This is a genomic window from Corynebacterium lipophilum (assembly GCF_024102595.1).
In the GTDB taxonomy this organism is placed as follows: domain Bacteria; phylum Actinomycetota; class Actinomycetes; order Mycobacteriales; family Mycobacteriaceae; genus Corynebacterium; species Corynebacterium pseudogenitalium.
In genome coordinates this window covers 19,348-31,634 of record NZ_JAEUWV010000010.1, presented here as the reverse complement: position 1 = coordinate 31,634, position 12,287 = coordinate 19,348, and the positions used below count along the sequence as shown (strand labels likewise).

At 57.8% G+C, this 12,287-nt stretch carries 11 protein-coding genes; 6 read left to right on the top strand and 5 right to left on the bottom strand.

The features are described 5' to 3' along the window. Positions 1–8 precede the first annotated feature (8 nt). The gene (locus JMN37_RS07495; RefSeq protein ID WP_070362575.1) at positions 9–917 is read right to left on the bottom strand and encodes a cation diffusion facilitator family transporter; all 909 of its coding nucleotides are present in this window, start codon (positions 915–917) and stop codon (positions 9–11) included. Positions 918–1,016: 99 nt separating this feature from the next. On the opposite strand from JMN37_RS07495, the gene JMN37_RS07490 reads away from it, so the two are divergent. Next, positions 1,017–1,421, top strand: coding sequence for a hypothetical protein (locus JMN37_RS07490; RefSeq protein ID WP_070362576.1), 405 nt, complete (start codon positions 1,017–1,019; stop codon positions 1,419–1,421). Positions 1,422–1,492: 71 nt separating this feature from the next. Here JMN37_RS07490 and ilvC read toward each other — a convergent pair whose 3' ends face one another. From ilvC to JMN37_RS07475, 3 genes are read right to left on the bottom strand one after another with little or no spacing between them, the layout of a single operon-like run. Then, a complete protein-coding gene (gene ilvC, locus JMN37_RS07485; protein WP_252931512.1) occupies positions 1,493–2,506 on the bottom strand; it encodes a ketol-acid reductoisomerase in 1,014 nt (337 codons plus the stop codon). A 60-nt stretch (positions 2,507–2,566) separates the two neighbouring features. Then, positions 2,567–3,085 (bottom strand): acetolactate synthase small subunit, encoded by a 519-nt coding sequence (gene ilvN / locus JMN37_RS07480; RefSeq protein WP_070362578.1) that lies wholly within the window; start codon positions 3,083–3,085, stop codon positions 2,567–2,569. A 1-nt stretch (position 3,086) separates the two neighbouring features. Further along, on the bottom strand, positions 3,087–4,961 hold the full coding sequence (locus tag JMN37_RS07475; RefSeq protein ID WP_070479167.1) for an acetolactate synthase large subunit: 1,875 nt from the start codon (positions 4,959–4,961) through the stop codon (positions 3,087–3,089). Between the two features lie 247 nt (positions 4,962–5,208). On the opposite strand from JMN37_RS07475, the gene JMN37_RS07470 reads away from it, so the two are divergent. The 3 genes from JMN37_RS07470 to ilvD are packed head-to-tail and all read left to right on the top strand — an operon-like array spanning position 5,209 to position 9,029. Next, positions 5,209–6,636: a mechanosensitive ion channel family protein gene (locus JMN37_RS07470; protein WP_252931510.1), complete on the top strand. Its 1,428-nt coding sequence runs from the start codon at positions 5,209–5,211 to the stop codon at positions 6,634–6,636. A gap of 23 nt (positions 6,637–6,659) precedes the next feature. Then, the gene (locus JMN37_RS07465) at positions 6,660–7,187 is read left to right on the top strand and encodes a PH domain-containing protein (RefSeq protein WP_252931508.1); all 528 of its coding nucleotides are present in this window, start codon (positions 6,660–6,662) and stop codon (positions 7,185–7,187) included. A gap of 3 nt (positions 7,188–7,190) precedes the next feature. Beyond that, the gene (ilvD, locus tag JMN37_RS07460; protein ID WP_252931506.1) at positions 7,191–9,029 is read left to right on the top strand and encodes a dihydroxy-acid dehydratase; all 1,839 of its coding nucleotides are present in this window, start codon (positions 7,191–7,193) and stop codon (positions 9,027–9,029) included. 13 nt (positions 9,030–9,042) lie between these two features. Here ilvD and JMN37_RS07455 read toward each other — a convergent pair whose 3' ends face one another. Further along, positions 9,043–9,858 carry a DoxX family protein gene (locus JMN37_RS07455; RefSeq protein ID WP_070362583.1) on the bottom strand — a complete coding sequence of 272 codons (816 nt, stop codon included), beginning with the start codon at positions 9,856–9,858 and terminating at the stop codon, positions 9,043–9,045. A 165-nt stretch (positions 9,859–10,023) separates the two neighbouring features. On the opposite strand from JMN37_RS07455, the gene JMN37_RS07450 reads away from it, so the two are divergent. Together JMN37_RS07450 and JMN37_RS07445 are read left to right on the top strand one after the other, a co-directional pair. Beyond that, a complete protein-coding gene (locus tag JMN37_RS07450) occupies positions 10,024–10,485 on the top strand; it encodes a MarR family winged helix-turn-helix transcriptional regulator (protein WP_070362584.1) in 462 nt (153 codons plus the stop codon). 349 nt (positions 10,486–10,834) lie between these two features. Next, the gene (locus tag JMN37_RS07445) at positions 10,835–12,268 is read left to right on the top strand and encodes a YkvI family membrane protein (RefSeq protein ID WP_070362585.1); all 1,434 of its coding nucleotides are present in this window, start codon (positions 10,835–10,837) and stop codon (positions 12,266–12,268) included. Positions 12,269–12,287 lie beyond the last annotated feature (19 nt).

Here is a 12,287-nt window from a genome sequence, read left to right as displayed (position 1 = left end):
GAACAGAATCAACAAACATTCTCGTGGCCGCGGTGTTCGGGCAGCTCCACCTGGATCGTGGAATGCTCAATCCCCAGCTCACGCAATACTTCTTGGGCGTCGTCGAGAACACGGGCTCCTTGCTCACCAGGGTGCTTAACCACGTGAACCGTCGCTAATACGGACACCCCATCGAGCGACCACAGGTGCAAGTCATGGATATCCACCACACCGGCAATTGCTCGCAGGGCCGGTTCGACGCTCTCAACATCGAATCCCGGAGGGACCTGCTCCAGTAGCACCTGGAGGGAGTGACGGAGCAGCGACCACGCCCGTGGCAACACCAACGCCGCGATCAAGAAGGAAGCGATAACGTCCGGCAGCTGGCTGCCAGTAAAAGCAATCACCGCACCGGCGACGAGCACCGCAACCGAACCGAGCATGTCCACAAGTACGTGCAAAAACGCGCCCTCAACGTTGACGGAGTTTTCCCTTTGGCTATGCAGCACCCACGCAGATACCGCGTTTGCGACCAAGCCAATGAGGGCGATCACCATCATCGGTGCCGTGTCAATCTCAGTAGGTGCAGAGATTCGACGAATGGCCTGCACCACGATCCAGACAGAAATCACAAGCACCGTCAGCGCGTTGGTCGCCGCGGCCAGTACTTCAACGCGCCGATATCCATACGTGGCCTTCATCGAGGCTGCCCGCTTCCCTATCACCACGGCGATCACCGCAATGATCAGTCCAGCAGCGTCCGACAGCATGTGCATGGCATCGGCCATCAGCGCCATCGAACCGGTGAGCCAGCCACCGATCAATTCTGCGAAAAAGACCACGCTGGTGACTCCCAGCGCGATCAGCAGGGCACGCAGTGGCGCGTCGCCGACGTGATCGTGGTCGTGAGTGTGAGCGTGGTCCTGGCTATGCGACATGCCGTGATTCTAATCCACCTTTGAATATCTGTAAAGCGGGCAACTTCGGAAGCAATCAGAACGATTTTTGCTAGCCTGGACCAAAAAGAAAGGAAACACGTGACTCAGCAACCACACGAAACCCCAAACAACCCCCCACTCGAGATACCAGAGGAGCGACGCCACCTTCCCGCTCCATCCGAGCCAACTCCGCAGAACGGCGGTTGGTGGAAGTGGCTCCTTGGCATCCTCGTCTTCCTCCTTCTCGCATGGCTACTGTGGTCCCTGTTCGCCGGCGGCCAAAGTGAAGAAGAATTCAACAACAACCAGCCCAGCGTGACGGCAACTGAAACCGTCGATATCACCACCACGATGACAGAAGACACCACGGAAACGGTTGAGCCTGCTACCGAGACGAACACTGACGCTTCCGAACCGACAGTGCCGGAAGAAGTCACTACCACAGTGAATCTCGACGAAGTCCTTAGCGACGCACCCGAATCCGAGACGGCACCAGCGCAATAGCGCAAAGCACAAACAAAACTGGGAGCGGCCCTTCTGTTGGGTCGCTCCCAGTTTTTACGTTATGAGAAAGCCTAGGCGGTCTCATTCAGCGGGTTCTGCACCCAGCTCATCATCGAGCGCAGTTCCTTGCCGGTCTTCTCAATCGAGTGCGAGGAGACCTTGGCGCGCAGGTCCTCCAGCTCCTTGTTACCGTTCTTCACGTTCTCAACGAGGCGCTTGGTGAAGGTGCCATCCTGGATATCACGCAGCACGTCACGCATGCGGTCCTTAACGCCCTCGTCGATGAGGCGCGGACCAGACAGGTAGCCGCCGAACTCTGCGGTATCGGAGATGGAGTAGTTCATGTTCGCCATGCCGCCTTCGTAGATCAGATCCACGATCAGCTTCATCTCGTGCAGGCACTCGAAGTACGCCATTTCTGGCTCGTAGCCAGCCTCGACGAGGACATCGAAGCCCGTCATGATGAGATCCTCCAGGCCACCGCACAGAACGGCCTGCTCTCCGAACAGGTCGGTGACGGTTTCAGCCTCGAAGGTCGTCGGGATGACACCGGCACGAGCACCACCGATTGCTGCAGCGTACGAGAGTGCCAGGTCGCGGCCATTGCCCTCCGGGTCCTGCTCGACAGCAATCAGGCACGGCACGCCCTTGCCTTCTGTAAACGTACGACGCACCAAGTGGCCCGGGCCCTTCGGCGCAACCATGCCCACGATGATGTCGTCCGCTGGTTCAATCAGGTTGAAGTGGATGTTCAGGCCGTGACCGAAGAACAGGGCGTCGCCAGCCTTCAGGTTTGGCTCAATATCGTTGCGGAAGATTTCTGCCTGGGAAGTATCCGGTGCCAGCAACATGATGACGTCCGCCCATGCGGAAGCATCAGCGTTGCTCTTGACCTCGAAGCCAGCCTCCTTGGCCTTTTCCGCGCTCTTCGAGCCCTCACGCAGGCCGATCACAACATCGACGCCGGATTCACGCAAGTTCTGCGCGTGCGCGTGGCCCTGCGATCCATAGCCGATTACTGCAACTTTCTTTCCCTGGATGATGGACAGGTCTGCATCCTGGTCGTAAAAAACTTCAATAGCCATGAGTCGGCTCACCTTTCTTTATGCGTATGGAGAAATATATCGGAGTTAATAGCGTCGCGCTTAGGATTGCGATGCCATTGTTTCGGCGCCGCGCGAAAGCGCGACATCACCGGAACTCGCAAGCTCGCGAATTCCGAAAGGCTCGAGTACTTCAAGCAACGCCCGCAGCTTTGCGGGCGTGCCCGTCGCTTCAATCACGAGGGACTCGGGCGAGACGTCGACGACACGTGCGCGGAAGATGTTCGCGGCATCCACGACCTGCGGCCTGTTACTGTTGTCCGCGCTCACCTTGACCAGCATCATCGATCGGGCGACGGTGGCGTCGTCGTCAAGCCTCTGGACTTTAATAACCTGGACGAGCTTGTTGAGCTGCTTCTGGATCTGCCCAACGGAGTACTCGCTCGCATCGACCACGATGGTCAGCCGGTTGATGCCTTCGGTCTCAGTGCTTGCCGACACAAGCGAGACCATGTTGTAGCCACGGCGCGTAAACAGAGCGGATACGCGCGTAATGATGCCATCGACATCCTGCACAAGCACCGACAGCCTATGCCGAGTGATTGTTTGCACTGGTGCCATCTTATTTCGCTCCCTCTGTTTCATCTTCGAGTGTCGTCAACACTTCGTGAATTGCTTCTGGGGTTTCCGCGGCGGATTCCTCCATGTCGAAGAACGGCCGCATCCCGAGCGCGTACTGCATGTCTGAGTTCGAAGCGCCCGCAGCGACCATCGGCCAAACCTGTGCGTCCTCGCCGACGATGAACTCAACTACGACCGGCCGATCATTGATACCGCGCGCCCACTCAATCGCGGGGACGACGTCCTCTTCCTTCGTGACGCGAACAGCCTGCGCCCCGAGTGCCTCAGAGAGCTTCACAAAGTCAGGGACGTATGCCTCTTCCCCACCGAGCTTGGTGTGCGAGTAGTTGCCTTCATAGAACAACGTTTGCCACTGGCGGACCATGCCGAGGTTGCCGTTGTTAATCAGGCAGACCTTGATTGGCAAGCCCTCCATCGCCGCGGTGGTGATCTCCTGGTTCGTCATCTGGAAACAACCATCACCGTCGACGGCCCATACCTCTTTATCGGGCATCGCGGCCTTCGCACCCATAGCGGCTGGAACCGCATACCCCATGGTGCCGGCGCCGCCGGAGCTCAACCAGTGACGAGGTTTATCGAAGTCCAGGAACTGCGCTGACCACATCTGGTGCTGGCCAACGCCGGACGCGTAAATCGCATCCTTTCCGACGGTCTTCGACAGCATCTCGATCACAAACTGCGGAGAAAGCTTCCCATCGTCTTGCTTGTCGTACCCACGCGGGAACCGCTCCTGGAGATCCTGAAGCCGCTCCATCCAGGCGTCTATCTTCGGCGCCGGAGTATTCGGCGAGCCTGTAAACGCTGCAGTGAGCTGAGCAAGCACCTTCTTCGCATCACCGACGATCGGCACATCAACTGGACGAATCTTCCCGATCTCTGCCGGGTCGATGTCAGCGTGAATCGTGTCCGCGTGAGGCGCGAAAGTGTCAACGTCGCCGGTCACGCGGTCATCAAACCTGGTTCCGATTGCGATCAGGAGATCCGCTTCCTGCAGGGCACCAACCGCCGGCACGGTGCCGTGCATGCCAGGCATGCCCATGTAGCACGGATGGTCCTGCGGGAATGCGCCCAACGCCATCAAGGTAGTCACCACTGGGATGCCAGTGGCCTCGACAAGCTCAAGCAGCTCCTTGTTCGCAGCAGACTTGACGACGCCACCACCGATATACAACACCGGCCGCTTCGCCTGCGAGATTCGCTCCGCAGCCTTCATTACCTGTTCGCTGAGCGGCTCGTCAGCGGGAACATACCCAGTCTCGAGCAGTTTCGGCGGCCACGAGAACTCCATGAGCTGTGCCTGAACATCCTTCGGGATGTCCACAAGCACCGGACCCGGACGGCCACTAGATGCGATGTGGAATGCAGTTGCAATCACACTCGGGATCTCGTTGACGTCCGTGACCATGATGTTGTGCTTAGTGATTGGCATCGTAATGCCACGAATATCCGCCTCTTGGAACGCGTCGGTTCCGATCATTGACGAACCTACCTGGCCGGTGATGGCAACAATCGGGACCGAGTCCAGATAAGCGTCACCGATCGGTGTGACAAGGTTTGTGGCCCCCGGCCCGGAAGTGGCGATGCACACGCCAACCTTTCCAGAAGCAACCGCGTACCCTTCTGCGGCGTGGCCTGCACCTTGCTCATGGCGAACCAGCACATGCCGCAGCTTCTCTGCTGCGAACAGTGCGTCGTAAAGAGGAAGCACCGCGCCACCGGGGAGGCCAAAGACAATCTCGGTACCTAGCTCCTCAAGACTGCGAACGACAGCGTCGGCTCCGGTGATCAGCGGCGCGGTGCGCTCATCACCAGGCTGCGTCGATGCATTCGTCGGGGGCTTGTGTGAAGCAACCACGATGTCGAGCTCCTTAGTGTTTCAAATAACAACAACCATCGAATCAGATCTAAAACAAAAGCCCCCGACCAAGCCGTGTGGCTGTCGAGGGCGCTTGAGTTCGCGACTGACTAGGCAAGCAGTCCGCTACGGCAAGCGCCGGTGCGGAATAAGAATGACTAGTACGTGCGAAATGATCATGAGTTGAATCATACACATTCCACAGGGGAATGTGAGGGATTTGGATTATTATTCAAAAACTATGCCGATGTCATACATTGCCGAACAGATTTGGCGCTGGTTCGCGGAGACGGGGATCAACCTCGCTCTCCTGCTCACACTCGCATTTTTAGTGCCACGAGCTGGCCGTTTCCTGAACCGTCACGCTGAGCGGCAGGTCAAAGAGTCTGGTGAGACGGACGAATCGAAGGGCCGCCTAGCAATCGTGGGCGTCGGTGTATACATCGCCCAGATGGTTGCCTACTTCTTGATTTTCGTCTTTGCACTGCAACAACTCGGCTTTTCACTCGCCGGTGCCGCCATCCCCGCAACGGTTGTATCGGCAGCCATCGGTTTTGGCGCACAGAACATCATCGCGGATTTCCTGGCGGGTTTCTTCATCCTCAGCGAAAAGCAATTTGGTGTGGGCGACTACGTCGCATTTCAGGGCAATGGGATTGACGTCTCCGGAGAGGTCATCCAGATTACAATGCGCGCAACTCAAATCCGGACCATCGAGCAATCGACCATCTCTATTCCGAACTCGACGGCACGCATATGCATCAACCAATCCAACTACTGGTCCAGCGCGGTCGTCGTCATTCCTGTCCCACTGCTCGGTTCAACGTCTGCGGAAGAGGCGTTAAAGAGGACCCTCACCGCGGCGCAGCGCGCGATTGCGCAACCCGACATTGCCGACGCCACCATCGACGAGGTCGAAGTACAACCCGCAGTAGCGGTAAACGCCCCCGCAACTGTCGGAAGCTCATGGACCGTGGATATGCGCGTGATGGTTCGCACTCAACCATTGATGCAGTGGAAGGTGGAGCGCGCAATCCGCATGGCGATCCTCGACGAGTTTTGGAACGAGTACGGCGCGGCAACAACATTCGAGGGCGCACTGGTGCAAGGTTTGGAACAACCGACCAGGCACTTTGATGTGCAAACGCCCACAGAGCGTATTCCAGAGTCCTTTCCTCAGACGCAGAAGCTGCCCGCGACAGACCCAGTGCCCCAAGATCCGGCAGCAGTTGATGACTTGACGCTTACTGATGACGACGCACCTGAACCGAAGCGCGTATTCCGCGGAATTATGCGTATGTCCACAGCGTTCCTCCTCGCGGGGTTCGCCATTCTGCTCATTGTCCGCGGCCTCATGTTGCAACCCGCGGAGGAAAGCAACGCAAATTCCGGTGTTTGGGCGCCACCTGCCCGGCCGGTTGCATCCACGAGCGCCCCCATGCCTGCCACCCAAGAAGAGATCCCCACGTCCGACGTCACCACTACTATTCCAACAGCCACGCCAACCACCGAAGCAACCACGCCTTCATCCACAACGACCGAGTCGGAATCATCTGATTGGACGTCCGAAACATCCACATACGAACGACCGGAACCGGTGGCCACGCCAGCTACTCAGGAAGAGACGGCGACGGACGAAGTGGACGTCGATAAAGAGCAACTCCCGCAGCCGTAACAAGATTGGCTAGCATAACTTGCATGACTGACTCGCCCACCACCTTTCGCCCTAGCAAACAACACGTCATTGCGGTTGTCCTCATGACAGGCATCGCGTTGATCGGAATTTCCTGGGCTCCGCTCATTCTTGGCTGGCTGCTGATCATTCCGCTCGCGTGGTTGCTCTGGATCTTCACCGCCTCCACCACGATCAGCGAACGCGGCATTGCTCTGCGGTACATGGTGAAGCCAAACGTGACCATCGCCTGGTCTGACCTGGCGGGAATTGCATTTCAGGGTGCGAAGGCGAAGGCCACAACTCTTGACGGGGCATCGCACACCATGCCCGGCGTGACCTTTAATATGCTACCGGAACTTGCAGAAGCTTCCCGGGGCCGAATCACGGACGTCATCACGCAGGCGCAGGAAGCCGCCGACGGAAAATATGAAATCATCAACAAAGACGGCAATAAAGTATTAATGTCGCGAGAAGCCTACGACGAATACGTCAAGGCACACCCTGATCTGCCCGGGCCACGGCCCGAGCCCGCGCCACGTACAAAGGAGTAAGCCGTGATCCCTCTCCGCTCACGAGTCACAACCATTGGCCGCCAAGCTGCAGGCGCACGTGCACTATGGCGAGCAACCGGTACAGAAGAAAATGAGTTCGGCAAGCCGATTGTTGCCATCGTCAACTCATACACGCAGTTCGTTCCTGGCCACGTGCACCTCAAAGAGGTAGGGGAAATTGTTGTGGAAGCTGTACGCGCCGCTGGCGGTGTGCCGAAAGAATTCAACACCATCGCCGTCGACGACGGTATCGCCATGGGTCATTCCGGCATGCTCTACTCCCTGCCCAGCCGCGAGATCATCGCGGATTCGGTGGAGTACATGGTCAACGCCCACACCGTCGACGCAATGGTATGCATCTCCAACTGTGACAAGATCACACCGGGCATGCTGAATGCTTCACTGCGGCTTAACATCCCTACGGTTTTCGTCTCCGGCGGCCCGATGGAATCAGGCAAGCCAATTAACGTTGGTGGCGTCGAAAAGCCAGCCTCCGACCTTGTTGACGCCATCGCGCTTTCCGCAAACGATGCTGTCTCCGATAACGAACTCGATGCCATCGTCGAAGGCGCCTGCCCTACCTGTGGATCGTGCTCCGGCATGTTCACCGCTAACTCCATGAACTGCCTTACCGAAGCGCTCGGCCTTTCACTGCCTGGCAACGGCACCACTCTTGCCACGCACACAGCGCGCCGTGAGCTGTTCGAAAAAGCTGGCGCCACCATCGTTGACCTGTGCAACCGCTACTACGGAGAAGGCGACACCTCAGTATTGCCGCGCGAGATCGCAACCGTGCACGCGTTCCGCAACGCAATGGCTCTCGACATGGCCATGGGTGGATCGACGAACACGATTCTGCACATCCTTGCGGCCGCGCAAGAGGGCGAGGTGAACTTCTCACTCGCGGATATCGACGACCTGTCCCACCACATCCCGTGCCTGTCAAAGGTTGCTCCAAACGGCACAGCCCACGTCGAAGATGTCCACCGCGCCGGAGGCATCCCAGCAATCCTCGGCGAGCTCCACCGCGGCGGACTGCTACACGAGGACGTGCACTCAATTGTCTACGACTCCCTCGACGAGTGGCTCAAGGACTGGGATATCCGTGGCACCGGCGCATGTGAAGAAGCCATCGAACTCTTCCACGCCGCGCCGGGTGGCAAGCGAACCACGCAGGCATGCTCGCAGTCAGCGCGGTGGCCGAGCCTGGATACCGATGCCATCCGTGGCGTGATCCACGATGTCGACCACCCGTTTGCTTCTGACGGCGGCTTGGTCGTCCTGCGTGGCAACCTTGCTCCGGACGGCGCGATCCTCAAAACTGCAGGTGTTGAAGAAGGTCTCTGGGAGTTCTCGGGACCGGCGCATGTTGTGGACTCGCAAGAGCAGGCGGTGTCGATGATCTTGGCACACGAAGTACTTGAGGGTGAGGTTGTCGTGATCCGCTACGAAGGACCCGCGGGTGGGCCAGGCATGCAGGAGATGCTTCACCCCACTTCCTTCTTGAAAGGTGCCGGACTGGGCACGAAGTGCGCCCTGATTACCGACGGCCGATTCTCCGGCGGCACGTCAGGACTTTCCATCGGACACATCTCACCCGAGGCTGCCCACGGTGGCCTCATCGGCCTGATCGAAAACGGCGATACCGTTTCGATCTCAGTGTCTCGGCGCGAGCTCACCCTCGATGTCGACGAAGACGTCCTGGAAAAGCGCCGTGAAGCAATGGAAGCCTCCGAGCACCCGTGGACACCAAATCGTGTCCGCGAAGTGTCGAAGGCTCTCAAGGTGTACGCAAAGATGGCAACGTCCGCCGACAAGGGCGCCGTCCGCCAGCTCGACTAGCGGGCAGTCGTGGTTAGGCGAGCGGGTTTACCCCGGCGCCGAACCACCACAGCGCACCAGCTGCGGCTAACCCAAGGACTGCGAAAATCCAGGAGCTTGCCAGTGGTCGGCGCGCCCACGAGCGGGTCGCGTCGACGCCGTACAGGCCAGGGCCAGCAAACTGCAGCGCGAGCACCACACCGAAAAGCACTGCTGCCAAGACTGTTGCTGGTTCCCACTCGAACACGTTCAGGCCAACTCCGCTCACAACAATGCTGTGTAAAACGGCAAAGCCAGTAACTGCGATGCCCACCATCGCTGCAACTGGCGTCAACAGCCCTAGCAGCAAGAAGACACCTGCGGCGAGCTGCAACGTCGGCAGGATGATAGCCAGGCCGTCGGTAAATGCGTAGCCCTGCGCAGCAAATTCTGCTTCCAGCCCACCGATACCAGCCGAATCGCCTAGACGGAAGAACACCGCAATCGCTTGCAGGATGAGCGCGAGCCCGATGGTAAGGCGCGCAATCAGCAAGCCAAAGTCGAGCGTACCGCGCTTTGCGTGCTCAACCTTCTCCTCTTCCAGGTCAGAGTCAGCGGCAACATCTGGTTGCGCATAGGTCGTCGGCACCGAATCGAGCGTGTTGTTGGCAACAACCGTTTCGGTCGCCGGTGTGGCATCGAAGCCGCCCGGAGCGTCGGCGTTTGGAAACACCTCAGTGGGAGCAGCCTTCCCCGTCATCGAATAGATTCCCTGAGCCGAGTCGCCTCGAGCCGATCCCTGAAACTCAGGAATGCCTTCGAGTCCACTTACATCCTCGGGTGTAGCATCGCGCAAGTTTTTATCAGTCATGCCTAGCAATCTAGAACAAATCTGTCCGATTACGAGCCTGTACGTCGGCGCGCCACAAAACTTCTTGCCCTAAGAGACGCTACCTTCGTTCAAACGTAGCCCCAGAAGCTGGGCCTCTGAACAAAATTAGGTTGAAATCTGTTGTAGTTACTAACATCTCATCACATGCATCGATTCAGTTGGCTTGATGAACACGACACTGAAATTTGGCTCACTATGTGGGCAATGATCTCGTGGATCCCTGCCCGCCTTGACGAAGCACTCAAGGCCAATGAGAGCATGAATCTGTCTGACTACCTTGCACTGGTAGAGATCGCACAAGCTGACGATCAGAAGATCACGATGAGCCAACTCGCGAAGGCAACACAGATGTCTGCATCACGCTTGTCCCATATCGTCGCACGTTTGGAGAGACGTGGGCTCGTGGCGCGAAGCCAAGACTCGACGGACCGCCGCACCAACATCGCCACGCTCACCAAAGACGGCGTCGAATTCATCGTGCGGTCCACGCCCGGTTACCTTCAGAAGCTCCGCGAGCTCGTATTCGATTCCATTACGCCGGAAGAGGCCGACCAACTCAACCGAATCATGAAGAAGATCGTCGCCAAGGCAGGACCAGACCATTAGGGCACGAGCCTAGCCAAGGTAACAGTTCCGTAACGCTTTGGCGTGCATCTCATTCTTTTTGACGCCAGCTTCTCCCTCCACACGTCCCCTCACCTCCCCCGTCTGATCACCTGGCAACTTCTCCCTTACTACCAGGCGGTTTATTCGATAGTCACGACCCACGCCCACCAAGGCCGAACGCTTATCAGCGCCACTCCCCAGAGCCTTTAACACTACTGTTCCGTCCGTTTTATGGTGTGCGCTGGAGAAATGCCTTTGGTACCATCAACTCCCGTTCGGTGGACGTTGCAATAACGCCACCGCTAAATATTTATATCGATTTCTACATATTCAATAGGGACAAAGTTTTATGCGTAAATCTATCCGTGTGGCGCTCGCGTTCGTGGGGTTGCTCGTCGGAGCTGGCTTCGCATCCGGCCAGGAAGTGATTCAGTACTTCCTCGCGTACGGGTACTGGGGCCTTGTCGGCTCGATTGTTGCTGGCATCATTATCGTCGTCGTCGGCTCGACGCTCTTCCAGTTGGGTTCTTTCTACCTCGCTGACGACCACAGCGCCGTCTTTAAGAACGTATCAAAGCCACTTGTATCGAAATTTATGGACGTCGCCACGATGTTCACCCTTTTTGCGATCGGCTTCGTCATGGTCGCCGGTGCAGGCTCGAACCTTGACCAACAGTTCGGGCTCCCAACTTGGGTGGGCGCGGCCATCATGACCGTCCTGCTTGTCCTTTCGGGGTTCCTGGACGTCGACAAGCTCACGAACGTCATTTCCATCATCACGCCATTTCTTATCGTCGCGGTGATCGTGGCGCTGATGATCACGCTGGTGAACATGCCAGACAACATCAGCCAAATCAACGAGCTCTCCATGCAGAACGCCCCTGCTACAGGTGTGGGCAACAACTGGTTGCTCTCCGCTGTCAACTACGCAACGCTATGCATCATCATGGCTGTTTCGATGATCCTCGTCATTGCGGGCTCGCAGCTCAACCCTCGCGAAGCCGGCATTGGCGGATTGCTTGGCGGGTTCATCTTTGCAACCCTACTGGTCATCCTGAATTTCATCATTTTCATGAACATGGAAGGCGTCTACGGCGCCGACTTCCCACTGCTCATGGTGTTTGACAACATGCACCCAGCGGTCGGCTTCGTCGTCTCGCTGCTGATCTACTTGATGATCTACAACACCGCGGTAGGCATGTTCTACGCCATGGCGCGGCGTCTCGCTCATGGCCGTCAGGAAAAGTTCCGACTGATCTACTTCATCGTGGTCGGCATTGGCTTCGCGCTGTCTTTCATCGGTTTCTCGGCCCTCGTTGGTTGGGTCTACCCTGTCGTTGGCTATCTCGGACTTGTGCTCTCGATCGTTATGATTATTTCCTGGTTTAAGGATCGTGGACGTATCGCGGCAGAGACCAAACGACGTGAGCGCCTCGCAGAGCTCGCAGAAACCGCGCTGGACCCAGCAGAAAGCGAACTGTCCGCGAAGGAGCGCGAAGAGGTCGAAGACCTGGTCACCGAGTCTCACGTTGGTGACACACACCTGTGGCAATCCGTCCAGGAGGAAGTCGCTGCGGATCTCCACGCTGATCCAGAGAATGAGTTCTCGCTCGACGACGCACCGGCACTCGACCCCGACTCCGAGGAGTACGACGGTGCACCTGGTGACGCCGACTCACACGACGACCCAATCGACTGGGAGGCCTACTCAGAGATGTACGAAACTGGCACGTTCCCAGCCGTCACCGACGAGGACGTCAAGAACGCATCGAAGGGCAAATAGATCCGTTTCGTTGCAGTAC

What these genes read in the sequence shown, in the direction of transcription:
- JMN37_RS07465 (WP_252931508.1), top strand. Translation starts at nt 6,660, where the DNA reads ATGACTGACTCGCCCACCACCTTTCGCCCTAGCAAACAACACGTCATT.
- ilvC (WP_252931512.1), bottom strand. Translation starts at nt 2,506, where the DNA reads ATGGCTATTGAAGTTTTTTACGACCAGGATGCAGACCTGTCCATCATC.
- JMN37_RS07495 (WP_070362575.1), bottom strand. Translation starts at nt 917, where the DNA reads ATGTCGCATAGCCAGGACCACGCTCACACTCACGACCACGATCACGTC.
- ilvN (WP_070362578.1), bottom strand. Translation starts at nt 3,085, where the DNA reads ATGGCACCAGTGCAAACAATCACTCGGCATAGGCTGTCGGTGCTTGTG.
- JMN37_RS07445 (WP_070362585.1), top strand. Translation starts at nt 10,835, where the DNA reads ATGCGTAAATCTATCCGTGTGGCGCTCGCGTTCGTGGGGTTGCTCGTC.
- JMN37_RS07470 (WP_252931510.1), top strand. Translation starts at nt 5,209, where the DNA reads ATGTCATACATTGCCGAACAGATTTGGCGCTGGTTCGCGGAGACGGGG.
- JMN37_RS07450 (WP_070362584.1), top strand. Translation starts at nt 10,024, where the DNA reads ATGCATCGATTCAGTTGGCTTGATGAACACGACACTGAAATTTGGCTC.
- JMN37_RS07455 (WP_070362583.1), bottom strand. Translation starts at nt 9,858, where the DNA reads ATGACTGATAAAAACTTGCGCGATGCTACACCCGAGGATGTAAGTGGA.